The sequence below is a fragment of the Paenibacillus mucilaginosus 3016 genome (genome assembly GCF_000250655.1).
Taxonomy (GTDB): Bacteria; Bacillota; Bacilli; order Paenibacillales; family NBRC-103111; genus Paenibacillus_G; species Paenibacillus_G mucilaginosus.
On the sequence record NC_016935.1, the window covers coordinates 5,882,648 to 5,907,644 of the forward strand.

Sequence of the window (24,997 nt, forward strand, 5' to 3'; positions counted from 1 at the left end):
CCTCCGATCACCTGAGTGTGGGCATACCAAAACAGAGCTCCGATCTCCCGGGCCCGCTAAAGTATGTCAGTGATTATAACACCGGTCAGTTACCTCTACAAGAAATATTTAGTAGATTTGTGTAGAATTCATAGATTTCGCGATTTATTTGAAGCCCATTACAAATGAGAAAGGAGATCATTTCCAGAAATAAACAAAAGGAGATCCTCTGCTGGATCTCCCTTACCATCGGCGTAACTTTACCTTGCTATCAACGCTATCACTTTCTTCGCGGCTGCTGCCCCATCACGCTTCCAGGCCGCTTCACTTCAGCCGCAGCCAGCTAAGCTGTACGGCTCCGCCGAAGACGAGGTACACATCCCGCACCCCCGCGGCATCCGCGAGCGCCGTGCTAACCGTCGTCCAGGCCTGCCATCCCCCGGTCGGCGGCACCGTGAGGCTGCCTGCAGCCGGTCCGTCCGGGGCATCCAGCCGCACTTCCACCCGGCCGCCCGGCTGCGGGGCGGTTACCCGCGCCTCCAGAACAGCAGCGCCAGCGCCAAGCGCCGCTTCCCGGAACGCGATCCAGCTGCCCTCACGCGAAGCCCGCACACTAGTGCCGCCCTCGCGGCATTCCTCGATCGTCACGCCTTCATAATCGTCATAGTTCGCCGCAGCGACGCTCTCATCCAGCCGGCGCGGCGGCACCCGCTCCCCCTGCACCGGAAGCTCCGCTGCCAGCGGAAGGTTCCCGGAAGAGCCTCCGGCCATGAACCGGTATGTCCCTTCTTCCACGCAATACTTCTCCCGTGTGACGTCCCAGAATGCCAGCTGCGGCGCCTCCACGGTAAACTCCACTTGCTCCGTTTGGCCCGGCAGCAGGTGGATTCTTCGGAAGCCGGCCAGCGTCTTGAGCGGCCGCGGCACCCGGGACTCTCCCGCTTTGACGTACAGCTGGACAACCTCATCTCCCGCCCGGCTGCCGGCATTCTGTACCGTCACCGTGACGTTAAACGCACCATTTTCCGAGGGAGCAGCCTGCACTTCGAGGTACCGGAATTCCGTGTAAGACAGCCCATGGCCGAACGGATAGAGCACCTCACCGTCAAAATACTGGTACGTGCGCTTCCCCTTGATGATGTCGTAATCGAGCAGGTCCGGCAGATCGGCGGCCGACTTGTACCAGGTCATGTTGAGCCGGCCGGCCGGGCTGCAGTCCCCGAAGAGCACGTCCGCCGCCGCGCGGCCGAGCTCCTGGCCCGCATGGGACGTGTACAGGATCGCCGGCACATGCGCCTGCGCCCAGTTCACCGCGAACGGGTAGCTGCCGACGAGCACGGCCACCGTCCGGGGGTTGGCCGCAAGCACCGCCTGCAGCAGCGCTTCCTTGGCGGGCGCCAGCGTCAGGTCCGGCCGGTCGACGCACTCCTTGCCGTTGATGAACGGCGAATTGCCGAGAAACACGATAGCCGTCTCCGCCTGACGCGCCGCCTCCACCGCGGCCTTCAGCCCGTCCTCGAGCAGCTCGAGCACGAAGCGCTCCTCCCCGCCGGCTGCCGCGCCGCCGTTCACGGCTTCAGCGGCCGTCAAGCCCTGTTCTCCTGCGGTGATCGTCCGGCCTTCCCACGACTTCCAGACCGAGGAACCGTCCGGTCCCTCTTCGAAGCCGAACGCCTCCTTAACGAACCAGCCCTTGGCCTCGGCAGCCGAAGCCGCCAGCCCTGTCTCGCTTTCGGTGACGAAGAGTCCATTGCCGGCGCTCTTCAGCGTGACGCTGCCCCAGCCCCAGTCCGTGCGCTCGAACACTTCCGCCTCTTCCGCTGTGCCGTCGGCCGTCAGCGAGAGCCCGTCCGCTCCGCCGAGCCGGACATACCGCCCGGTGCGCAGCGACTTGATCCGGATCCGGTCGCCGCCGGTCCGGTGGATGACGGTCCCCGGCGCCATCCGCTCCGCCACCCCCTCCAGCGGGGTGATGCGGTACGGCGGCGTTCCGCTGTACCAGTCCGTGTGGACCACGTCCGCCAGCGGCCCGATCACAGCAATGGATGCCGGCTTCGCCAGCGGGAGCAGCCCCTCGTTCTTGAGCAGCACAAAGCCTTCGCGGGCCGCCTGCAGTGACAGTGCGGCATGCTCCGGAGCGCACAGCTTCGCCTCCGGCACATGGGCATACGGATTCTCCTCCGGGCTGTCGAATTCGCCGAGCCGGATCCGTACCCGGAAGGCATTGCCTACCGCCCGGTCGAGATCCTCCTCGGCGAGGAGCCCCCCTTCCAGCGCGTCCCGTATGGCGCGCAGCGTAATGCCCACATCGTCGGTGATGCTGTCGATGCCGCTGCGGACCGACGCGGCCACCGCCTCCGCATACGAGGCGAAATAGCGGTGCTCGTTCACTGTTCCGAGCACATCGCCCGCATCGCTGACGACGAAGCCGTCCATGCCCCATTCGCCCTTCACGATGGCGTTCACATCCGGGTTCAGGTTGCACGGCGTGCCGTTCACGGAATTATAGGCGGTCATCATCGACTGGGCGCCCCCTTCGCGGAAGGCCGGCTCGAACGCCTTGAGATAATACTCGCGCATGTTCCGCGGGTCGATCGAGGCCGAGCATTCCCCTCGGTCCATCTCGTTGTTGTTGCCGAGGAAGTGCTTGAGCGTCGCCGCCGTCTTCAGATAGAACGGATGGTCGCCCTGCATGCCCTTCACGAGCTCCGTGGAGAGCCTGCCCGTAAGATACGGATCTTCGCCGTAGGCTTCTTCGGTCCGGCCCCAGCGGGGATCGCGCTCCATATCCACGGTAGGCGCCCAGATCGTCAGGCCGTTGATCTCCGGATTGCGCTGGTAGTACACCCGTGCTTCGTCGCCGATGACCGAGCCGATCTCTCTCATCAGCTCGGGGTTCCACGTGCAGGCGAGCCCGACATTTTGCGGGAACACCGTGGCCTCTCCCAGCCAAGCGACGCCGTGGGCTCCTTCGGTGCCGTGCTTGTATTTTGCGATCCCGAGCCGCGGGATCTCCTCCTGGTATTGGCACATCAGGTTGATCTTCTCTTCGAGTGTCAGGCGGGACACAAGGTCCTGCACACGCTCCTCCAGCGGCAAACGGGTATCCTGGAACGGCATTTTGGTTTCGGTGGTCATGGGTTTCCCTCTCCCTGCAGATCATCTGTAATCGCTTACGATTCGAAGTAATATCTGCATTGTAACGGTTCGGCCGCCGCGCTCCTACCCTATGAATTCTCTTCTTTTTCATATCAAAACCGCGCATGGCAGGCGCACAGGAACGTCTTCGTTGAGAGCGGCCGGAGCAAAAAGAAAGCAGCTCAACGCTTGGGCCGTCGCATGAAGGGCGACAGTCAGACAAGCCCGCCGGGCATGCTGCCCAGCAGGCTTGTCTGCGGTGATCGGCCGGCGGAGCCCCGTGTAAGAACGACGCAGCGCCTATGTGACTCCTGAAATGCTGCCATGAGAACTCCCAAGTGCCCGCTGTTCATGCCGGCTTTCATCCGAGCTCCCACCGGCAGATCATGGCACAGCAGCCTGTTCCCGCCCGCGGGCCGCCTCCTTTTCCGATCCAGCTTATTTACTCGCTGGGCGGTCCGGGAAGCTTGTCCTTATGCCGGAGCGACCGGACGGCCAGCTCCACCTGGATGACCGACAAGCCCGTCACCCGCGAGATCAAGTACAGGTCCTGCTCGCCCGACAGGTACGGATGCCGGGTGAATACGTCGAGAACCAGCCTTTCATGCCCGGTCAAGCTGCCCGGAAGCGCCTGTGTCTGCTCGTTCATCTCTCCCTCCTTCACCTTGCGGAAGTAGGCACGGAGCGGTACTGGAAAGCGGATGAGGCTCTGTGTGCCCCTGCCAAAAGATTCGCCTCCATCCTCCTCGTTTTCGTCCGGCAGGCAGGGATTTTTTTCCTGCGTTTGGAAGAGAAGCCGATGTCCTCTTTTTCCAGAAGATGGTTGATTTGCAGCTGCATCCCGATTATAATAACAGTCAAGCGGTTAAGTTACAGTATAGTGTAATACACTCATTTAACTGTAAAGGAGGACACCCCGATGCAGACCTACACGGCCAAAGAAATCACCGCCGAGCTGCTCCAGGCCTATCCGCAGATCAACCTGAGAACGGTCCGGTATTACACGCAGATCGGCATTGTGCCGCCCCTCGAGCTCTCGGGTAACAAGCGCGTTTACACCTCGAAGCACCTTCATTATTTTCGTGCGGTGCTGACGCTCGCCAAGACCGGGGAAACCCTCGCTGCGATCCAGGAAAAGCTGAGGCCCCTCCCCCTGGAGGAGATTATCCGGGTCGGGAACCAGATCTCCGTTGTGGACAGCGGACAGGTGCTGCAGAACGAGACGCATCGAGTAAGCGAAGATGTGTACATTACGCTGGGTCCCCGCGTTTCGGCGGAGCTCAGGCAGAGAGTGATCGAGTCCGTATCCAAGCTCGTGAATGGGGGAGATCGGACATGATGGAGTTGAAGTGGGCCAAAAGGGTCATGGAGCATGAAGAAGGGATGAATCATCTGTGGATCAGCCTCGGGGACCTCCCGGAAGGCTCCCAGGTGGAGGTGGAAGTGGAGTGCCCCGCAGGCTTTTACCGTGCCAAGAACCTGAATGGTTATCCGGAGTCAGCGGACGGAACGGCCCGGATCGCCTGCACCGGCGTGTCCGCCAGGGACGTAGTGTATGAGGTAGGGGTGCGCAGCGGGGTCCCTTACAAGTCAGCGGACTTCCGCATCCGGGTCCGCTGCACCGCTCCGGACGGTCACCGCAGCGAACGCGAATGCTTGACCCGGGTCGGGCTGAGCCGGGAGGAAGCCTTTGATCCTATGCTGGATGAAGAGGTCGTCGCCCGGGTCGCCTCGCTGCTGGCTCCCCCCGCCGCCATCCCGGGGGAAGAAACGGCCGAGCGGGATCCTTGGCCCTGCGTCACGGTTCCGCCCGTGATCCGCACCGCCGAGCTGTCCGAATGGGAGCAAAAATACCGCATCGACTGCCGGCCACACCCTATCGGCCTATATCTCCCTTTTCTGAATAGAGAAACGGGAAAAACAAGCTTTATAAAGAATTTTTTATCACTTCCGGGGTGTGATATCTGTTATAGTGAACATAACAAAAAGTTTTGGGAGCTATGACTTCGACATCCGCAACGTGGGCACTTGGATGCGAACGAGCTGGTAGTGCAACCGACCATCTTCTATTTGGAGAGGGTCTTTTTTATTCCCCTCTTCCCATTCATTAGGGGGTGTCCATGATGGAGAAAGTCAATGAGAGCAAGCAGGAGACATGGGTAAAAGCGGAGGACATTGTGAGGGTGCTGGAGATTGATCCGGAGGTCTTCCAGCGGTGGTGCCGGCTCCATATCGGGAAGCCGTCCGAGCCTCAAGCCTTCGCCCCAAGCGTATCCCTGGTTTCCTGAATCCAGCCGTCCGTCCGCTCGTGCTTTGGATTCACAAGAATGCACTGCCGGCATGCACAATTACAAGAGTTGAGCCCATGAAGGGTCACAGGGAACCAAGGTTCCTGTGACCCTTGTTTGCGTCGTCATCCTCGGACTGCCCCTCCATCCATGTCGGCAGATCCAGCCACCCGACGATCGCATTCAGCACCTTGTCGAGATTGCTCATCCCCGCTTCATCCCGATAAGCACTGCTGGAGCGGAAATAATCCGGATGCCCCCCGGCCAGAGCCAGCGACATGCGCACGGACGGCGCATATTTCTCCGCCTGCCAGTACGGCAGCCCGCCCCGGCCCCTGCTCCAGCCGCCCCAGGACCCGAGCCGGGTCACCGGGTCCGGTGCCCTGCCGCCCTGGTTCACCGCCCGGATATACAGGGTGTAGTCCTGAAGCTCCGGCGGAACCGGGCACTTCGGCGACCCGATCATGACCACACGCAGCGACGCAGGCGGCCGGCCTGTCCGGCGCATCAGGATCGACGCCGCCTGGACCGCCGCGATGCCGCCTGCACTGTGGCCTGCGAGCAGGAGCAGCGTGCCGGGGGCATCGCCCGCCCCCAGCAGCTCCTCCGCCGCCCGGCTGCCGCCAAGCGAGCGCTCCGGTCGGCCCGCCGGCAGCAGCAGGTCGCCGCGCGTCTCGTGCAGCTGCCGCAGGCCTCCCCGGCTGCGGTCGCCGTAAGGGTACAGCTGCTGCGCCGCCGCCCGCATGCCCGGTACACGCAGACGCTGTGCCAGCGATTCGCCCAGCTCCTGCATGAAGTTCGGGTAGGTCAGGATCCCCGACAAGCAGTACACCGCGATCTCCCGCGGCAGCCCACCGACCTGCTCCTTATTCTCCTTTTGCTGCTCAGACCGCTGCTCTTCGTGTTGTCCGTTCATCTGCCGTGTTCCTCTCCGTTCAGCCTGTTTCACTGCCGCCATTATACCATACCGGGAACCTCCTCCCTATTTCGGCTCCCAAGTTTCTCCTTCCTCGATCGAACCTTTTTTCCGTCGGAAAGCGTATAGGGTACGAATGAAAAAACGGAGGATCGTTCAGTGGAGACATTAGGCATTTCTGAAGAGACGGCGCGGGAGCTGTTCCAAGATCATGCTTCCTATGTGTACGGCATTGCGCTCATGCTGACCCGTTCCGCATCGGCAGCAGATGATATTACGCAGGAGACGTTCCTGCGTGCATACCAGAAATATGCTATTTATGACCCCACCCGTCCGGTCCGCCCCTGGTTGTACCGGATGACGGTGAACATGTCCCGAAGCATGCTTCGAAGACAGCGTTGGCTAACGTTCTTCGGCCAGACACCGGAGCAGGGAAGCGTGCCCTCGATCGAAGAAGCCGTGCTGCAGCTGGAGACGAACCGGGAATTATGGGAATTGGTGGAGTCGCTGACCCCCAAAAGAAAGGAAGTCATCGTTCTGTTCTATTATGCCGGGCTGCCTTTGCCGGAAGTGGCGGAAATCCTGGGTATCCGGCTCGGAACCTGCAAATCCCGTCTTCACGCCGCGCTGGAGCAGCTGAGAAGCGGGCACCACCCGGCTGCTTTCCAGCGTCCGTCTCTTGCAGCGAAGGAGGTCATTGAATGAACCTGCGCAGGAAGAATAGGAATCAGACACTGCCGCATCCCGTTCCCCCGCCATTCGTGTCCCAGCGAATGCATGAGCTATCCCCCTCCTTTCCTTTTGAGACGGTGTGGGAAATCCATCAATCGCAGGCGGCCTCTGAGAGCAGCCCTAGACGTGTCTCTAACAGCAAGAGGAAAATGGTAAAAGCGGCTGTGCTCCTGTTCGGTGCAATCGCTGCGGCCGGAGCAGCCGTCATGAGTCCCGGCGTGAGCGCCTCCCTCAAGCAAATTCCATTTGTGGAGATGCTGTACGAAAAAGCCGGTCAGCACACCCTTCTCTCCGAGCTCGGTATGGAGGATATCTGGAAGAAGGAACTCAGCACCACGACAAGCCTGTCCGTCACCGATCAAGATATCCGTTTTACGGTAGCGGATGTGTACTATGACGGCATTCAAATTGTGCTTTCTTATCAAGTAGAATATCTGGGGAGGACAGATCCTATTACCGAAAACGATGCAGGTGTTTACTATCAGTACCGGATCTTGGGAGCCCGTCCAACCCTGAGCGGCACCCATGAATTTACCATTACCGGCGACCGTACCTTTGTAGGCACTACGATTATCAATGTGGAACCTCTGCCTGAGAACCCCAGGCTCCGATTCGAGGTTCCTCGAATCGGTGATATCTACGGGGATTGGAGCGTTACCGTCCCTCTCTCCCTGGACAAAACCTCCTCACAGATTCATGTGATGAACCCTAACTTGACATCGTCCTATGAAGGCATGGAGTTCACGGTAGAGGAAATAAGATTCACACCGGTATCCACACAGATAGTCGTTAAAACAAAGTACACTTACCCGAGTGAGCAGACTTTATGGTTCAAACTGCTGGATGATCTTGATACCCCCTTGCCCCCCGCAGGAGGAGATATGGGTGGTAAGGGTATGATGAGGGTCAACTACGGTTCACTTCCTGACATCAGTCCACGCCCTGAGTTTGTCACACTTGTTGTCGGACGTTCTCCCAGTGAATATGTGGAGAGAAAGAGCCGTGAAGTCTACAACGACTTAAATGGCAAGTTTCCACTCGTCCTGGAAGGTACCCCGGGAGGAACCGTTACAGTTACCGGCATAGAACTGCTGGAGGACAAGACCATCCTACGTTATACAGCCAGCGACGCCGATAACCAATTTCCGAACTTGCTGCTGGTTGATTCATCGAACGAGCAGTATAGTGAAAACGCACTACCCATCCGTACCTCAAGGGAAACGTTCTCTTTCGAAGCGGAATATCCGCCCTTAGGTTCCACGACAGGTCTTCGGCTTTTGAACATCATCACTGAGACTCCTGAAGACCGCGAAAAACCGCTGCGGCTCCGAATCCCCATCGATTGGGAAGCATCTTCGCTCCGGCAAAAATAGTTATAACCAGACTCCCCCTCCAAAGCCGGCCGGCGGATATGATAATCTGGCTGTAGGGCGGAAGCGCCCTACCACACGTATAGGAGTGCATTGCCATGATCATTCATTTCATTCGTCTGCGATAACGGAACAGCCGTCCATCCCATCAGCAATCCACGAATGAAGCGAGGGAACGATAACGATGACGGAAAAAATGATTGCCCATAGCGGCGTTGAGATTTGCACGGAGAGCTTTGGAGACCCGGAACATCCGGCCGTCTTATTGATTATGGGAGCAATGTGCTCCATGGTGTACTGGGATGAGGAGTTCTGCCGGCGCCTGGCGGATACCGGGCGATTCGTTATCCGCTACGACAACCGGGATACCGGACGCTCCACGGTGTACGAGCCGGGACAATCCCGCTATGGCGTTCCCGATCTGGCGGATGATGCGGCCGCGGTGCTGGACGCATATGAGATTGGGCAGGCCCACATCGTCGGCCTGTCGCTCGGCGGGATGATCGCCCAGGTCCTTGCCCTGAGGCATCCCGGCCGGGTGCGGAGCCTGACCCTCATCGGATCGAGCATCTTCGGCTCGGATGAGCCTGCCCGGGATCTGCCGCCGATGGACCCGAAGATCCTTGACTACCATGCGGGCGGCTCGGCCGTCGACTGGTCCGATCCGGAGGCGGCCGCGCAATACCTGACGGAAGGCTCGCGGCTGCTGTGCGGCCCGAAACGCACCTTCGATGAGCAGCGGGTCGGCCGGCAGGTCCGGCAGGAAGTCAGCCGGGCCCGGAACCTCCTCAGCATGTATAATCATGCCCTGCTCCGGGGTGACGATGCCTACGAAGGCAGGCTCGGGGAGATCCGGGTTCCGGCCCTGATCATTCATGGCACGGACGACACGGCGCTGCCCTACCCTCATGCGGAGGCCTTGGCCGGCGGGCTGCCGAACGCCTCGCTGCTCCCCCTCGAGGGCGCCGGACACGAGGTGCATCCCGACGATTGGGAGACGATCATCCGCGCGATAGAGGACCATACGGCAGGAGTCTGAGACGACTCGATGCCCAAAATGAAGAGCTGCAGCCCAAAGCTGCAGCTCTTCATTTTGGGATGGGTCCCCCGCCGGCTAGTCCTGGAGCGTGAAGCTTCCTGAGGATGTGCGCACCTTCAAAGGGATCTCGCCGGCCCCAAACGCCCCGGAGATCCGCTCCCCATCCTCACTTTGATCCACGTATACGAAGCCATCCCAAAGGATGCTGCCGCTCCCGGAGCTGCTTCGGTAGTCCAGATGCAGGGATGGGGGCCGGCGGTCCGATTGGACCGTCACGTCTCCACTGCCTGCACTAAGATCCGCCGGATGGAGAATCTCCTCGGTCTCGACCGTAATACTCCCCGAACCGGTCGATCCCTTCAGCGCCGAATGCCCGCGAACGAGAATCACATCCCCTGACTCCGCTTGGAAGGTCAGCTCTTGGCCTTTGAATTCCTCGGAACGGATATTTCCTGATGTCGTTCGAAGCTTGAACCCGGCGGCCTCAATCCGTCTGGCTTCAATATCTCCCGAGCTTGCTTCCGCCGCCACCTCACTGCCCTTCAGATCGTCCAGTTTCAGATCTCCGCTTTGGGTCCGGATGCTCAGCGACTCCCAGTCTTTTGGCGGCAGCTCCACGATGAGCTCGAGCTCCGTCAGGTTAATGCCGATGTGGATGCTGTCCGGTTCGACAACGCCAATCTGAAGCGTTCCGTTCTGCGGTTTCACTTCGAGCTTCAGCTGGTCGGCATAGTCCGGGCTGGCTTTGCCCATCAGCCGGGCGTGAATCTTGTCCGAGGCGGCCGGAATCACCCGAACGTCCGTGCTGCCTGAATGGATGGCGATCCGCCCCGTGGAAGCGGCATCTGCAGATTCCTCCATCCGGATCTCCTTGGTGCCCATCGAGAAAGATACGGGAAGGGTACTCCAGCCTTCCTGGGTCAGGGCAAGGATCAGCAGCAGCACTCCGCCTGCCATAAGCAGAATCCCACCTTTTGCATTTCGCTTTTTCATCGTCCATGGTCTCCTCATCTATGCGGATATTTACAGAATGCGTTCATCGTTATTGTCAATTCTGTAATATTGTGCATATCCATTGTTGCATGAGTGCCCCTCTCTTATCGCTGGACCATGGCACGAAAACATACCAGACTTAGGTCTGGTTTTGACGAAGCAGCCGGATGAATGAGCCTTGCCTCAGGGAAGTTACTACCCAACTGTTCCCTCGTCAGGTTTTGTACATAGGGGCGCTGTGAGTAACGACAGCGCTGAGTCGATGCAATTATCGATCCATTCCCGATTAGGGTTTGATTTCTTTAATACGGTTATTCCAATGAAAGCCACCACAAGGGACTGAGCTATTGCCCGGCAGTTGACCGATCCATCGATCTCTCCGGAGGTTACCCCCCGTTCAAGCGTATCTTCAAATATCGCTGCCAAATATTGTTGATGCTCTCGTGACAAAATTTCAAACTTCGCGTCGTGCGGAGCCAGCTCCACCATTGTATTAATGCAGAAGCAGCCATTCCGCTCTTGCGTTCCGTTAGGGAATGCCCCTTCCAGAAACAGGAGCCTGAAAGCAGTCTTGACACTCGTAATTTTGTTTAGCTTCAAGCGAACGGATTTAGCATGTAACTGGTTATAATTTCGAAGAGCTGATTCAAATAAAGACAACTTGTCTCCGTATGCAGCATATAAACTAGGTTTCTGAATCCCCATGCGAGATGTTAAGTCACTTAATGAAGCAGCCTCGTACCCTTTCTCCCAAAAAACATGCATAGCTTCTGTTAATGCCTTTTGTTCATCGAACTCGCGAGCTTTAGCCATAACGCCTCCCAATAAAATACCGTTTGGTACATTAAATTTGTTATATATACATGATATATGATACCGAAACGTTTCATGGTAGTCAATATTCCGTTGACACACTTGACCTTTTGTGAGTTAATTAGATTCGAAATTAAAATACCGATCGGTACAGTTAAGGGAGGGTTTTTCAATGTCAAGTTCCCCGAAGCTCCGTCCGAATTACATGGAGTCACAACAAGCTCAACTTTCGAGCGCAGCGCTTTTACTGTATGCGGTCATCTGCGGTTCGGCTGTGGCCACGGTTTATTATTCCCAACCTTTGCTTGATGCGATTGCTTTAGAATTTGGCATCAACAGCACTAGCATCGGCACTGTGGTAACAGTGACACAGATTTGTTATGCGTTTGGATTGTTTTTCCTGGTTCCGCTAGGGGATTTGCTTGACCCACGCCGGCTTGTAACCGGGATGTTGGTGTTTATAGCGATTGCTTTAAGCATCGTTGCGTTGGCTTCAAATACTTTGTTTCTGTTCATCGGCATGGGAATGGTTGGGTTCCAAGCTGTAGTTGCACAAATCCTTGTTGCACTTGCCGCTAATCGAGCATCGTTGCACAGTCGCGGCCGGGCTATTGGAGTCGTTACAAGCGGAATCGTAATAGGGATTCTACTCGGTCGCACCTTCTCGGGCACCTTAGCGGACCTGGCCGGATGGCGATCCGTTTATATAGTCACAGCAGTAATCATGATCTGCATGGCTTATCTATTCCTAACCATTACACCCGCTGCACGGCGTCCGCCAAGTCTAAACACATATGGGGGCATGCTCAGCTCCATGAAGGATTTATTCGTTCAAGTACCGCTCTTGAGAATTCGCGGACTACTTGCCTTCTTCATTTTTTCGGACTTTAGTATTTTATGGTCCTCAATGGTATTGCCAATGAGCTCCCCTCCACTTTCGTTCAGCCACAGCGTCATTGGATTGTTTGGACTTGCCGGTGCAGCGGGGGCGTTGGCCGCCAGCAGTGCGGGACGACTGGCAGACCGGGGATTAGGACAACGGACGACTGGCATCGCTTTGTTACTGTTACTGTTTTCTTGGCTGCCAATAGGGTTACTGCAGCATTCCATGTGGCTGTATATCATAGGGGTCGTTATGTTGGATTTCGCAGTGCAGGCGGTTCACGTTACGAATCAGAGTATGATACTAAGTGTTCGTCCAGAAGCGAGGAGCAGGCTAACCGCAGGGTATATGATCTTTTATCCTTTGGAAGCGCAACGGGTGCAGCAGTGTCGACCTGGATTTATTCTTGGGCGGGGTGGTTCGGTGTGTGCATACTGGGGACCCTGGTAAGCATGATAGCAGTGTTTTTTTGGGCATGTACTTTGAAAAGGTCCTATCGTTCCACTAATGCACAGCAATGAAGTAGAAGCCGGCTAAATATTCTGAACTACATCACCATTTGTCTACAGAGAACCCATCATGAGCTGCTCCCATCTTAGCATAATTGAACGGGCCAACTTGAGACGTGGCACCGGCTTGGTTGGTCGACAAGAGCCATGGGTCGTCATGAATCATTCATGGGCGATGTCGCATTTAGCTTGACAACCGTCAAATAAAAAAGACTCTTGCAGCGGCATCCGTCCGATGCGCCCAAAGAGCCCGCGATAATGTACCATTGCATTCATTCCTGTCCCGATACTTCCGAAGACGTTACACCCGGGTCTGCGCAAACTGACCCACATAAGAGTCGAACAGCTTGTATACCTTCTGCGCGAGCTTGACTCGGTCCGGCAGATCGGACAGCAGCGCCCGAAAGTAGACCATCCCGGAGTCGGTAATCTCGTAGTACCGGTTGTAGCGGTTATCGTCGCCCCATTCCCGCTTCACATGGCCGTTCTCCGCCAGTTTCTTGAGCCGGGCACTGAGATAGCCGTCGTTCACTCCGACCCCATCCAGTGATTTGATGATCCACTGCTCCATCTCGCTGGCATACCGGCGGCCCTTTTGAAGCTCCGACAGTACCATGAAATCGATGACCTGCTGCACTTTCACGACATGACCAAGCGATTCTTCCTTGACGACCGGATCCTGGTTGCGTGCCATCCGCTTCTCACCTCATCTTCTGGATAAAGTCTTTAACGCTTACCCCCATTATATCCCACCGGATATACCGAAACAACACACTTGTTCCCCTTTTTTTCCTGCTTTGTGCGATACTTACGCCTCTTTATCCTTGCTGATCAGGGGTTCGATCCCAGACACGGAGCTCTGGTGGACATCGCCGGCAGAGACAAGGAAGCGCCGGTGCAGAGGGGGGTATATTCATGGAAACAAGTATATTTATAAAAAGTATACTCTGTTCGCATTGTGCTCTTGTATCTGCACTTGGATCTGCCCTGGCGCCTGCCAGCAGTATACTCCGTCCTGCACCTTGGGCTGGAACCATGGATACCCATGCAAACAAGTTTATTGAAAAAAAGCTTACCTCATGCGTAACCTGACCACCGAGTTAACCGGCCGGCAGCCGCCGGGTCCCCTGCTCCCTACCCACTCAGACCAAAAAACCGGTGCACCAAATGCACCGGTCTGCTAATTCTAATGCTCCCTGCTAAATGTCGTCCCGCTGCTCTATTCCCTGCTCCGGACTTCATAGGATTGATCGCGCACCACAACGGTATCCGGGGTGAACCGGATCAGCACGCTGCCGTCACCGAAGCCGCGGAACCGCGGGTCCCACAGCTCCTGATCGGGCCCCAGGTAACGTGCGAGAAGCCTTCTGCCTCTCTCCCGGTCATAGGGGAGAACCTCCGCTCTTCCCCTGAAGCCGGCATGGAGAACCAATCCGCTTCCCGGATCATAGTCCACGATGCCGAGGGCGCAGGATGGCTGGGAGCGGATTCGGTCCGGGAACGTATCCGCAGAAGTGCCGATGATCCACAGGCTTCCGTCTTCCCACAGAAACCACACCGGGGAGTGGCGCGGCCCCTCCATGCTCTGTGTGGATAGATGGGCGAACAGGGGCTTTTGCAAAAAAGGGTCCAGCTCAAAGCTTCGTCTCGTATCCCGGATCATCTTCAGGGTTCTCCGCCTCCCTCAGGAGCGCTCCTGCTCCTCTTCCTTGCCGGACACCTCTTACTCCTGCTCCGGCTTCCACTCCAGCTTTTTCAGCAGCTCACCCACGTTGTTCTCCGAAAACACTTCAATCCCGTGACGCCGCAGCAGAGCCGTCGTTACGCCGAAGCCCGGCTCCTTCGTCCGCGTGTACGTGCCGTCGTAGATCATCGTACTGCCGCAGGACGGGCTCGACTCCTTGAGCACCGCGTACCGGGCGCCGGCCGTCTGCGCGGTCTTCAGCGTCTGCTCGGCGCCGCGGACGAATTCGGCGGTAACATCCTCGCCTCCATTCGTCACCACCCGGGCGCGGCCCTCCAGCACGTCATCCCCGCCCCCGCCGACAATCTCGGCCGGCGGCCTCGGCGTAGGCAGACCGCCGAGCTGCTCGGGGCAGACCAGCACGGCCTTCCCCTCCCGCAGCAGGCGGGCAATCTCCTCGCGGTAATTGTCCCCGCCGTCATAGCGCGTCGCCAGACCGGCCAGACAGGAGCTGATCAAGATCATGGCTTCCGCCTCCTTTTCTTCTCGGTTTGCTGTTCCCATTCTCTGCCGAAGCTGAGCATCAGATCGGCTTCACCGCTTCCCGCAGCGCCCTGCGCCGCTTCACGAGCTCCTGGAACTCCGCGTCGAGCTTCTCCACATCCGGGGTGCCCGGCAGGCTTAGGCGTCCGAGCACCTCCGCCAGGCGGAGCTCGACCTGCATCAGCTCGCCTGCCGCGTCATTCTCCGCAGGCTGCGGAGCGGCCCCGCGGTCCCGCTGCTCCCGGTACGCCCCATAACCGCCGTCATACGAATGCAGCCGGCCGTCCCGGATCTCCAGGATGCGGCCCGCGGTCCGCTCGACAAACCGGCGGTCGTGGGAGACGTAGAGCACCGTTCCCGGATAACCGGCCAGAAGTCCCTCCAGCGCTTCGAGGGAAGGCGTATCGAGGTAATTCGTCGGCTCGTCAAGCACGAGCAGATGGGCCTCGCTCAGCACCAGCTTCGCCAGCGCCGTTTTCACCCGCTCGCCGCCGCTCAGGTCCCCGGTCCGCTTGAAAACATCGTCCCCCCGGAGCAGCAGCCGGGCCAGCACGAGGCGGGCGAGCCCGTCCCCGTGGACCGACGTCTCCCTTACATTGTCCAGCACGCTGCACTCCAGGTCAAGCAGCTCCAGCGTCTGGCTGAAGTACCCCGGCTTCACGCCCGGTGCGAGCCGTACCCCCGCTCCCCCGTCCAGAATGCGCCGGAGCAGGGTCGTTTTGCCGCAGCCGTTCGGGCCGAGCAGCGCCGCCTTCTCCCCGAAGCGCAGCCGGAAGGAAACCCGGCTCCACAGCCCCCGCTCCCCGGCGGAAGCCTCCAGGTCCTGCACTTCGAGCAGAACCCGGTTCTTGGCTAGCGGCGGCATAGGCACCGACAGCTTCACCTCGGGCGGCTCGACCGGCTTATCGACCTTCTCCAGCTTCGAGAGGCGGGTCTCAAGCGCCTTCTTCGCTTGATGAATGCCGGCCTGCGTCGAGCCCCTGTAGTCTTTGCCCATCCGGGCCTCGGAGCTTCCGAGCCGGGACGGAGGCTTCATTGCGCCGGCCGCCTTCTGATCCTTCAGCCGGATCGCCCGCTCCAGGGCGCTGCGCTTCTCTACGTACGCCTCATATTTCTCCCGGTGCTGCCGGCGTTCAAGCTGCTTCTGCCGCTCGTATGCGCTGTAGTCTCCGGGGTAGACCCGCACCTCGCCTCCGTCCACCTCCCAGATCTGCGTGCATACCCGGTCCAGGAACACCCGGTCGTGCGAGATCACGACCAGGGCTCCCCGAACCCCGCGCAGCCGTTCTTCGAGACGCTCGGTATGCGCCTCGTCCAGGTGGGTGGTCGGCTCGTCGGCGAAGAGCAGATCCGGATCTTCGGCCATCACCGCTTCGACTACGCGGATCGTGATCTCTCCTCCGCTGCCCTGCCCATCTTCTTTGAACTGGGGGATCACTCCAAGCGTCCCTCTGCGGGTCACATGCCCCTCGTCCGGCTCGATCTCACCGGCCAGAATGCGAAGGAGCGTCGTTTTGCCCGCCCCGTTGCGTCCGACGATACCGATCCGCTCCCGCTCCTCTATTCTCAACCGGTCCGCCCGCAGCAAGGGACGGTGCCCGACACCATGCTGCAGTCCATTCACTTCGATTCGGCTCATCAATCAAAAAACCTCCTATCCGTTGTACCGGACAGGAGGCGGCGCTGGCTCCCCGCAAGCGGGCGGACTCCCCCCCGGGCGCAGGCATCCGCGCGCAGTAAAGAAACCGCTGCTTGGGCTTACAGGGAGTCACTGAAAAAGGCCGCACTGATCCTATCCGGTCAAGATTCGTTTATAAACGAAAGAAAAATCGTATATAGACGATCGTCTTCTTGAGGAAATAGGATTAGTGCTTCATCGGCCTTGGTTTCACCCTCTCTTGGAACTCTCGCCATAGGATATCCCAATCGAAGGCTGTCTAACAAGGGACAGATTCATTATACCGATTCTTTCCGCACAAGCTGCAGGAACGTCGCCGACGAAGTCGACACGAGCTCGCCCTGGTCGCCCCGGATCTCGCAGGCCACCTGCAGCAGCTCCCGTGCCTGGTGCACGAGCCGGGCCTCGGCCTTCAGCCGCTTGCCCTTGCCGGGATTGTGGTAATTCACCTGCATGTCGATCGTAACGAACTTGCTGCCGGGCTCGAAGCGGTGCTCGAGCATCCAGCCCATCGCCATATCATGCAGTGTCGCCGTAACGCCGCCGTACACGATCCGGTACGGATTCAGCACTTCCGGCACGATCGGCATCGAACAGACGAACACGTCCGGATCCGCGCTCTCTTCCTTCTCTACGTTCAAAAAATTGCCCAGAAACGGGTAGCGGTTTTCCTTCATCTGCTCGAGCGCCCGCACCGTATTCTCTACGGCGCGAAAGCTGCGGTCGGACAGCGCCGCAATCCGCTCCATCACTTCCTGTCGGTCCATGGAACTCCTCACCTGTCTATCTATCGCTTGGAATGAATGTGCCTGCCTATCATACCTTATCGACCTGCCGGGTACAACCGGGCAGCCGGCAGCATGCCTCAGGTAGGCTCCTCACAGGTCAAATCACGGATGATCTCCGCCAGACTCATGCTGGCCAGCTCACGCTCCATCGCCGCCTGGGCTCTCGAGAAGGAGGCATCGAGCGTGGACTGGATGCTGCGGCCCACCGTGCAGTCCGGATTCGGCTTCTCGTGAAGGGTGAAGAGGCCCTCCGCCTCTTCGGCCTGCACGGCACGGTATATATCGAGCAGCGTAATCTGCTCCGGAGGTCGGGCCAATGCCGCACCGGCTACCCCCGGCGTCGTGATGACAAGACCGGCCCGCCCCAGCATGGACATCAGGCGCCGGATGACAACCGGATTCGTATTGACGCTTCCGGCTATATAATCGGAGGTGATGCGGGTCCCCTTGCTCATCTCCAGGAGCGAGAGGATATGAACGGCAACGGAAAAGCGGCTGGAGATGGCCATCGGAACTCCCCCTCTGTCTTCTGCGGCGTACGAACACCTTTGTACCGATTGTAGTGACAGGCGCTCCCCTTGTCAACTTTCCGGGAAACCGCCGCCCCACCCGGATCCGGGCACAAAAAAAGCTGCCGAAGCAGCGAATTTTCTCTAGTTATGCTAATCTCTAGTGCGGCGCCGGGTGCGATCTTTGCTGTGTCTTCCATCTGGGGAACGGGCTAGTTTGGATTGACCATCAAACTGTCGAATACGGAGGTCTGATTGTAGGTGCGCAGGCCGACATGGCCTTCGCCGGACAAGCTGGAATCGGTTACATTTACTTTCTCGACACCATTGACGTAGCCTTTCAGCGAGCTTCCCTTCAGTTCGAGCCGCAGCACATACCATGTGCCCGGATTGGCGAACAGATCGGCCTCGCCCAGACGCGTCCAAGTTCCGTTCACTTTCTTGTACAGCTGAATCTTGTTCAGTTCATAATTGATGCGAAGCGTGTAGTAGCTGCCAAAATCAGGCGTCGCTCTCGCGATCAGGCCGGTGGAAGCCTGGGCTCCGGTATCATGCGCTTTGACCGCGACCGTCACGTTCACGTCGGCCGGTGACATGGCACCGCGAGCTTCTCCGATGCCCGCGCCTGTCTGCTTCATGACCTTGGTCAGTTCATCGGAATCAATCGACCAGGTTCCGCTGAGGTGCGTCCACGAATTGGCATTGCCGTCCTGGAAGCCGTCCCCGTAATGGACCGGTTCGAACATCACGGCATCGGCCCGGTGATTGGCCGTCGTGTTCACTTTGAATTTGACATAGTTGCCTGTTCCCTGGCGCAGGTAGACCGTCTCAAGCAGGCGCCACTGGCCGCTCGCAATGGTCATCTGGTCGACGTACGAGTTATTGTTGATCCCGTTATAAATCGTATAGAGGACCTTCTTCTCCGAATCCTTGTGGAGCGGGTAACGCACATACACGTTGTAGTAGCCGGCCTGCGCAATATTGGGCGTCCACTGGACCGTGCTGCCGTTCGTGGAACTGAACCGCGACTTGCCCCCGTAAGAGCCCGGCAGTTCGCTGTCCCCCCAGGTTCCCGCCTCGGTGTAGCCCGGGTCTCCCTGGTCAATGACGATGACTTTCTTCGGGGTGACCGGACCGATCACATTGGAATAAGTCGACAGGGTGCCTCCGAGATTCTTCGCCCGGATCCGGTAATAATACGAGCTGCCCGGAGCGGCCGAACCGTCGTCGAACAGCGGAACGGTGAACGTATGGTGGCGCGGCGTCGTCACATCGTCGGTTACTTCGCTGGCAATAAGCTGCCAAGGTCCCTGCGGGTCAGCCGCACGTTCAATATCGTAAGCGCTTACGCCCGATGCACCAAGCCAGGACAGCGTATGGGACGAGTCCGTCGGGAACAGGACCGGTGTCTGTGGTGCAGGCCACGGCGGAACCGACTGCCCTCTCATCGAATAGGCATAGGAACGCATGGAGTTGATCGTCGTCGTCTCATTCGCCCAATCCCCCGTAGCAAAGCCCGGGTAGCGCAAATAAGACCAGGTGTTCGCAGGCTGCCAGTGCCATCCGCCTTGACGGTGGTGGTGCATCGTCCCCCAGAAGAGGGCGCCTGTCGTTCCGTTCGACTGCACGGTGCTCAGCAGCTGTTCGATCTGGGCCGGGCTGTAGTCTCCGAATTCGCCGATGATCAGCGCCTTTTTGCCCTGTGTCGTCTTGCGCCACTCGGCCAGCTTCGCCGCTAAGTCCACCTGGTGGTAGCCGTAGATGTGCGGATCGATGATATCGATATTGGGGTCCGCCACGGCATTCGCCTTGATCCCCTGGGCACGCACATAGCCGCCGTCGGCCAGCAGGTGATTGGGGTCGATGCTCTTCACATGGGCCGCCATCTCGCTGGTCCAGCTGTCGGTGGAGCCGAGTTCATTGCCGAGCTGCCAGGCCAGGATCGTTTTATCATCCTTATACAGGACGCCTGTATATTTATTTTTGCGGTTCAGAACATACGTAATAAACGCCTTGAAATCCTGCTTGATCTGCGGGTCGCTGTAGAATTCCGTCTTGGTCTTGCCCCGGAATGCGGCCCAGTCCTCCACCCCGCCGATATAATTGTGGGTGTCGACGAAGGGCACGATCAGCCTGACATTATACTGGCCCGCCAGGTGAAGGACCCGGTCCATAAGCTGAAAGGCCTTCTCGTTATACTGCCCCGGACCGAGCACATGCCTCGGCGTGCCCGGAGGATCGGTTTTCATCCGCACCTCGAACGGATAGACCCGGATCACATCGATGCCCGAGATGCTGGCAGCGCGAATCGAATCCTCCACTTCCTCCACGTCCATCCAGGAGCGCTCGAGAAACGGGTGGTTGGAGCCGATGAACCGGAACGGCGTGTCCCCGTCCATCAGCCGGTCCCCGCTGCGGGTAATGAAGTTGGTGAACCCTGCCTGTACGCGGCCAGGAAGGGCCAAGCCCATGAAAACGGTTACAAACATCATGACGGATAAGGGGGTGGAGACAAATTTCAGCCATTTGTTCAAATGGATGACCTCCTCTTTTGGGTGACGGTCACCAGGCGAAATGACACACGGGCAGACGGATCTGGTACAGCCCCGTAATAGGTCCCACCTCGGTGTCCTGTGCGCTGCAGCATGCCCTGTCATCGAAGCAGGCAGACTGCAATGCGATAATCCGCCGGTTTCCGGTCGAATCGTCGCTTTCGGAAAATCCGCGCGTTACACCGCCGACTCAAAGAGAACGGGCGACGTTCATGGAAGCGTAAATCACTCGGTGCCAGCCATCGCCTTCAGGCGAACCCTCTATCTCTAACCGCAGCCCCCAGCCGATTCCTGCATCGTCCCGCCAGCATTGGGGCGGATGCGAATCCATGTATTCCTTACACTTCTCCTCTGCTCAGCGCTGACTCCACCACCTCCGAGGGCTGCTGCCCAGAATTCATCATCTTATGCATATGAGCTTACAGCACGCCTCTGCCGCCGGAATACCTGCCTTCCCGCGGAACACAGAAAGCGCCGTAAGCCCTCAAGTTCCCGGGAAGGGAAATCCCGGGAACGGAGTGCCTGGCTTATGCTTTTGTCTTCCCTGCCCGCGGAGTCCGGGCGTTCCTGCCGCCGGCGGCAGTTACTTCACGTATCCGAGACCTTTGAGCGTTTTGTCCGCTTCTTCCAGATACACCTTGAAGTTGAACGTCTTCTCCAGGGAGGCAAGGAACGCGTCGTAGTCCTCAACCTTGGCTTTGCCCGTATAGAACTTCAGCATTTCTTCGCCGATGAACCGGTTGGCGTCGGTGATGTTGAAGCCCTTCGGCGGGATCACGAAGCCGTTGTATACCTTGAGCTCGGGCAGTGCGCTCGATTCCTTGATGAGTGCAGCCTGCGGCGGGAATTTCGTCATGAGATAATCCATTTCCGGACGGCCCGTGAGCTGGTAGAGCCAGGTGTAGGAAGCCTCGCCTTTCTTCTCGGTGAGGACGATCTTATCGCCTTCCTTCTTCCAGTGCACATCCTTCTGGCCGTAGTACACGAGGTTCGCCCCGTCGCCTTCGGACACGTAGTTCAGGAGCTCGAGCACCTTGTTCAGCTTCTCGGGATCCTTCTCAAGCTTCTTCGGAATCGCGATAATGGCGGTAATCTGGCCGACATCGTTGAAGCGGACGTTCTTCGCGCCCTGCAGGGCCGGCAGCAGCACCAGCTCGGCTTTCGGGTTGATCTCCTTCATCTTCTTGACGTGCTCGTCACGCACCAGGCCCGCCCACTGCTCGTAGAAGATGCCCGCGAAGCCCTTGGCCGCTTTGTCCGTCACGTCGGTCACCTTGTTCGTGAAGAGCTCCGGATCGACGACGCCCGCCTTCAGGAAGCGCTGGAACTCCTCGATGCCCTTCTTCATGTTCGGATCGTAGAGCGAGTTCACCAGCTTGCCGTCCTGGATATAGAATTTGTTCGGCTCCGTGGTGCCGTGGGCGCCGAGGAATCCGCGCTCGGTCTCCCGGGTGCCGGAGATGCCGTAGGTGTCCTTCTTGCCGTTGCCGTCCGGATCCTTCTCGGTAAACGCTTTCGCTACTTCCAGCAGCTCATCCATCGTCGTCGGCGTCTTCAGTCCCAGCTTGTCGAGCCAATCCTTGCGGATCCAGAAGCCCTGGGGCACGATCCGCGGAGCCTGCGAGAAGCCGAACACCTTGCCGTCCACTTTGCCCTTCGTGAAGCCTTCTTCCCCGACCTGCTTCTTCACCGATCCGAGCTTGTCGAGATACGGCGTCAGGTCGAGCAGCAGCCCGTTGCGGGCCATCTGGTAGTATACCGAGAGATCCTTTTCCTTGATCTCGATGAGATCGGGCAGGTTCTGCGAAGCGGCCAGTACGCTGAGTTTGTTCGCATGCTCTTTGTCATCGGTAAGGTCCAGCTTGAAGTTGATCCCGAGTTTGGCGTCAAGCTCCTTCTTCACGAAGTCTTCTTTCGGAATCGCCGACGGCGAGCCCGCTCTCGCCATGGTGATTGATACCGGACCGGCCGATTTGGCCGGCTCCGCGCCTTTGGCTGCCGGTTCCGGAGTCGCAGCCGGATCCGCCGCCTTCGGTGCGCAAGCGCTTACGAGAAGTCCCGAAGTCAGCATCGTCCCCATCAGTACCCGTACCCACCGTTTGTTGTTCATTGATTGATCCCCTGCCTTTATATATAGATAAGGTTGTATGCTGAATTTGGTTCCTCTTGTCGAGGACCAAAAATTCATCCGCTGTCCGGCTCTCCCCGCTCAGCCCTTGATGCCGCCGAGGAGCATGCCTTTGGAGAAGTGCTTCTGGATAAAAGGATACACAATGATAATCGGGATACTTGCCAGCACGACCGCCGCCATCTGAAGCGTGGTGGTCGGAAGCACTTCGTCGACGTTGTTCATCGAAATTTCGTTCATGGAGAGAATCCCCCGGATGACGACCTGCAGAGGCAGCAGCCCTTTATCCTGCACGTACATCACCGCCTGAAAAAATTCGTTCCAATGGCCGACGGTGTAGAACATGCCTACCGTGAGCATGGCCGGCACCGACAGCGGAATCACGATCTGCAGCAGCACCCGCGCCTCTCCCGCGCCGTCCATCCGGGCGGATTCGAAGAGCTCCTTCGGCAGTCCTTCGAAGAAGGTCTTGAGCACGAGCAGGTTGAACGCCCAGACGATGTTGGGCAGAATCATCGCCCAGACGGTGTTGAGCAGCCCTGTGCCCTGTACGACCATGTAGGTCGGGATCAGCCCGCCGTTGAAGATCATCGTGAACACGACGAGGAACGAGAAGAACTTGCGTCCCGGCAGCGTGGGACGGCTCAGCGGGTAAGCCATCAGGACGGTGAGCAGCATGTTGAGGAACGTGCCGACCACGGTGATCCAGACATTGACATACAGCGCGTTCGGGATGAGCGGCGTCTCCCAGAGCAGCTTGTAGGCCTCGAGCGTGATCTGCTTCGGAATGAGGATGAACCCGCCGTTCTTCAGCACCTCGGAATACGGTGTAAGCGATACCGAGATCACGTACAGCATCGGAGCCAGCGAGACGACGGCAACGGCCAGCAGCAGCGTATAGACGACAAGGTTGAAAGCCCGGTCGGACATACGGTTTACCATAAGCCTTCATCCCCCCATCTCTTCGCGAGCGCATTGGAGCCTACGACGAGCACCAGGCCGATCAGGGATTTGAACAAGCCGACCGCACTGGCCAGACCGAAGTTCATCTGCTCGAGCCCTACCCGGAACACCCAGGTATCGATGATATCGCTTACAGGCATAACGTGCACGTTGTACATGACATAGATTTGTTCGAAGCCCGCATCGAGCAGGTGGCCGAGCTTCAGGATCAGCATCAGCACGATGATGTTGCGGATGCCCGGAAGGGTGATACTCCAGATCATCCGCAGGCGTCCGGCGCCGTCCACCCGGGCCGCTTCGTAGAGCGTCGGGTCGATCGAGCTCATTGCCGCCAGGTAGATGATCGCCCCCCAGCCCATGTCCTTCCACATATCGGTGCCGACCAGCACGCTCCGGAACCACTCGCTCGAAGTCAGGAACGGAACCGGATCGAGTCCGCTCTCCGTGAACCAGCGGTTGAACAGGCCCGTCGTCTCCGACAGGAAGGCGATCGAGATCCCGTAGACGATGACCCACGACAGGAAGTGGGGCATGAAGCTCAGCGTCTGGACGACATTGCGGAACCACAGGGTGCGGCATTCGTTGAACAGGACCGCCACGATGATCGGCGGGATCGTGCCGAACACCAATTTATACAGTGAGATGAGCAGCGTGTTCGTCAGCAGCTGAGAGAAATACGGCGACTCGAAAAAGAACGTAAAGTGCTTGTGCCAGGGGTCCGCCCATGGGCTCGCGAGAATACCGAGCGAGAAGTCGAACTCCTTGAAGGCGAGAACAGCGCCGAACATCGGAACATAGCGGTATACGATAAAATAGGCCAAACCCGGCAGTAGCATCCAATACAGCATCTGGTGCTGCAGTACGGCCTTCCATAGGGAACGCGCCGCCTTCTTCTGCGGATGGGCCGTAGAGCGGATATCTATGGCTCTTTCCATCTTCCACACCCTCCTTGATGAGCTTCGTCTTGTTGTACTTATCGTACCAAAGAGAGCTCCCGGGATGAATGCACAAGTTTGTCTTCCGGACTGCACGATTTGGGTACAGTTTGTAAGCGGAACCAAAATGTGCAGTCCGGCGAAAAAACGCAAGCGCGGGTGCAGGAAGCGGAAGCTTGGGAGAGCGGGCGGCTGCCTTAAGTAAGGCGCAGGCTTCCGCCGGGTGATCGCCCGGAGCCAAGCCGGCCGCGTGGGAAACCCGTGCAGGCCCCGCGGGACAGCAGCAAATTTGGTGCAGTGCCTGGACCGCACAAATCTGTTACTGCCGGCTGGGGGAACGCCCCGGGCAGGGGACCACAGCCCGCCGCAGTCCCCTTTTGTTCAGTGCCTTTTTGTTCAGTACGATTTTGTGCAGTACCTGTGAGTGCCTAAAGAGGTACATTGCCCTGTGAGCCGGACGACTTTGGCTTCGGGGCGCCCCATTTTGTGCAGTGAAGGCCAATGCTATGCTCCTGCCCAATGTGTGCAGCCGCACGCTGCCTGGCTACGCGCTCTCC

The 24,997-nt window shown here is 58.5% G+C and carries 21 protein-coding genes, 1 pseudogene and 1 riboswitch; of the genes and pseudogenes, 7 read left to right on the forward strand and 15 right to left on the reverse strand.

The genetic code is table 11. The features are described 5' to 3' along the window. Positions 1 to 303: 303 nt before the first annotated feature. Together PM3016_RS24015 and PM3016_RS24020 are read right to left on the reverse strand one after the other, a co-directional pair. Complete coding sequence (locus PM3016_RS24015) at positions 304 to 3,117, reverse strand: glycoside hydrolase family 3 C-terminal domain-containing protein (protein WP_014371286.1); 2,814 nt, start codon at positions 3,115 to 3,117, stop codon at positions 304 to 306. Between the two features lie 442 nt (positions 3,118 to 3,559). Continuing rightward, a complete protein-coding gene (locus tag PM3016_RS24020) occupies positions 3,560 to 3,766 on the reverse strand; it encodes a hypothetical protein (protein ID WP_013919204.1) in 207 nt (68 codons plus the stop codon). Between the two features lie 270 nt (positions 3,767 to 4,036). On the opposite strand from PM3016_RS24020, the gene PM3016_RS24025 reads away from it, so the two are divergent. The 3 genes from PM3016_RS24025 (at position 4,037) to PM3016_RS38820 (ending at position 5,405) form a co-directional block, all read left to right on the forward strand. Further along, complete coding sequence (locus PM3016_RS24025; RefSeq protein WP_014371287.1) at positions 4,037 to 4,456, forward strand: MerR family transcriptional regulator; 420 nt, start codon at positions 4,037 to 4,039, stop codon at positions 4,454 to 4,456. Then, positions 4,453 to 5,121, forward strand: coding sequence for a hypothetical protein (locus tag PM3016_RS24030; protein ID WP_014371288.1), 669 nt, complete (start codon positions 4,453 to 4,455; stop codon positions 5,119 to 5,121). The genes PM3016_RS24025 and PM3016_RS24030 overlap by 4 nt, the downstream gene beginning before the upstream one ends. Then, a riboswitch (cyclic di-GMP riboswitch) is annotated at positions 5,102 to 5,187 on the forward strand. Its footprint overlaps the gene before it by 20 nt. Positions 5,188 to 5,237: 50 nt before the next feature. Next, positions 5,238 to 5,405: a hypothetical protein gene (locus PM3016_RS38820; protein WP_014371289.1), complete on the forward strand. Its 168-nt coding sequence runs from the start codon at positions 5,238 to 5,240 to the stop codon at positions 5,403 to 5,405. A gap of 85 nt (positions 5,406 to 5,490) precedes the next feature. On the opposite strand, the gene PM3016_RS24035 is transcribed toward PM3016_RS38820, so the two are convergent. Continuing rightward, entirely contained in the window at positions 5,491 to 6,321 is an 831-nt protein-coding gene (locus tag PM3016_RS24035) for a hypothetical protein (RefSeq protein WP_014371290.1), read from the reverse strand. Between the two features lie 159 nt (positions 6,322 to 6,480). Between PM3016_RS24035 and PM3016_RS24040 the strand changes: the two genes are divergently transcribed. The 3 genes from PM3016_RS24040 (at position 6,481) to mle (ending at position 9,462) form a co-directional block, all read left to right on the forward strand. Then, the gene (locus PM3016_RS24040; protein ID WP_013919210.1) at positions 6,481 to 7,026 is read left to right on the forward strand and encodes an RNA polymerase sigma factor; all 546 of its coding nucleotides are present in this window, start codon (positions 6,481 to 6,483) and stop codon (positions 7,024 to 7,026) included. Next, positions 7,023 to 8,426 carry a DUF4179 domain-containing protein gene (locus PM3016_RS24045; protein WP_014371291.1) on the forward strand — a complete coding sequence of 468 codons (1,404 nt, stop codon included), beginning with the start codon at positions 7,023 to 7,025 and terminating at the stop codon, positions 8,424 to 8,426. Before PM3016_RS24040 ends, PM3016_RS24045 begins: the two co-directional genes overlap by 4 nt. Positions 8,427 to 8,607: 181 nt before the next feature. After that, a complete protein-coding gene (gene mle / locus PM3016_RS24050; protein ID WP_014371292.1) occupies positions 8,608 to 9,462 on the forward strand; it encodes an alpha/beta fold macrolide esterase in 855 nt (284 codons plus the stop codon). A 75-nt stretch (positions 9,463 to 9,537) separates the two neighbouring features. Here the strand turns inward: mle and PM3016_RS24055 are convergent, their stop codons facing one another. Both PM3016_RS24055 and PM3016_RS24060 read right to left on the reverse strand, forming a co-directional pair. Continuing rightward, complete coding sequence (locus PM3016_RS24055) at positions 9,538 to 10,455, reverse strand: DUF4097 family beta strand repeat-containing protein (protein ID WP_014371293.1); 918 nt, start codon at positions 10,453 to 10,455, stop codon at positions 9,538 to 9,540. Positions 10,456 to 10,650: 195 nt separating this feature from the next. Next, entirely contained in the window at positions 10,651 to 11,268 is a 618-nt protein-coding gene (locus PM3016_RS24060) for a TetR/AcrR family transcriptional regulator (protein WP_014371294.1), read from the reverse strand. A 172-nt stretch (positions 11,269 to 11,440) separates the two neighbouring features. Between PM3016_RS24060 and PM3016_RS24065 the strand changes: the two are divergent. After that, positions 11,441 to 12,672: pseudogene (locus tag PM3016_RS24065) on the forward strand (MFS transporter). Positions 12,673 to 12,961: 289 nt separating this feature from the next. Here PM3016_RS24065 and PM3016_RS24070 read toward each other — a convergent pair. The 10 genes from PM3016_RS24070 to PM3016_RS24115 all read right to left on the reverse strand — a co-directional run bounded on the left by PM3016_RS24070 (position 12,962) and on the right by PM3016_RS24115 (position 24,440). Then, entirely contained in the window at positions 12,962 to 13,354 is a 393-nt protein-coding gene (locus PM3016_RS24070) for a PadR family transcriptional regulator (RefSeq protein WP_013919215.1), read from the reverse strand. Between the two features lie 525 nt (positions 13,355 to 13,879). Then, positions 13,880 to 14,323, reverse strand: a complete 444-nt coding sequence (locus PM3016_RS24075) for a pyridoxamine 5'-phosphate oxidase family protein (protein ID WP_014371296.1) — start codon at positions 14,321 to 14,323, stop codon at positions 13,880 to 13,882. Positions 14,324 to 14,383: 60 nt separating this feature from the next. After that, on the reverse strand, positions 14,384 to 14,869 hold the full coding sequence (locus PM3016_RS24080; RefSeq protein ID WP_014371297.1) for a 2-thiouracil desulfurase family protein: 486 nt from the start codon (positions 14,867 to 14,869) through the stop codon (positions 14,384 to 14,386). A 58-nt stretch (positions 14,870 to 14,927) separates the two neighbouring features. After that, the gene (gene abc-f, locus PM3016_RS24085; RefSeq protein WP_014371298.1) at positions 14,928 to 16,526 is read right to left on the reverse strand and encodes a ribosomal protection-like ABC-F family protein; all 1,599 of its coding nucleotides are present in this window, start codon (positions 16,524 to 16,526) and stop codon (positions 14,928 to 14,930) included. Positions 16,527 to 16,843: 317 nt separating this feature from the next. After that, positions 16,844 to 17,332, reverse strand: a complete 489-nt coding sequence (locus tag PM3016_RS24090; protein ID WP_013919221.1) for a PaaI family thioesterase — start codon at positions 17,330 to 17,332, stop codon at positions 16,844 to 16,846. A 98-nt stretch (positions 17,333 to 17,430) separates the two neighbouring features. Then, positions 17,431 to 17,862, reverse strand: coding sequence for an Rrf2 family transcriptional regulator (locus PM3016_RS24095; protein ID WP_013919222.1), 432 nt, complete (start codon positions 17,860 to 17,862; stop codon positions 17,431 to 17,433). A gap of 212 nt (positions 17,863 to 18,074) precedes the next feature. Beyond that, the gene (locus PM3016_RS24100; RefSeq protein ID WP_013919223.1) at positions 18,075 to 20,396 is read right to left on the reverse strand and encodes a golvesin C-terminal-like domain-containing protein; all 2,322 of its coding nucleotides are present in this window, start codon (positions 20,394 to 20,396) and stop codon (positions 18,075 to 18,077) included. 601 nt (positions 20,397 to 20,997) lie between these two features. Further along, positions 20,998 to 22,524, reverse strand: a complete 1,527-nt coding sequence (locus PM3016_RS24105) for an extracellular solute-binding protein (RefSeq protein WP_013919224.1) — start codon at positions 22,522 to 22,524, stop codon at positions 20,998 to 21,000. Positions 22,525 to 22,623: 99 nt separating this feature from the next. Next, positions 22,624 to 23,484 carry a carbohydrate ABC transporter permease gene (locus PM3016_RS24110; protein ID WP_013919225.1) on the reverse strand — a complete coding sequence of 287 codons (861 nt, stop codon included), beginning with the start codon at positions 23,482 to 23,484 and terminating at the stop codon, positions 22,624 to 22,626. Then, positions 23,478 to 24,440 carry an ABC transporter permease gene (locus PM3016_RS24115; RefSeq protein WP_013919226.1) on the reverse strand — a complete coding sequence of 321 codons (963 nt, stop codon included), beginning with the start codon at positions 24,438 to 24,440 and terminating at the stop codon, positions 23,478 to 23,480. Before PM3016_RS24115 ends, PM3016_RS24110 begins: the two co-directional genes overlap by 7 nt. Positions 24,441 to 24,997 lie beyond the last annotated feature (557 nt).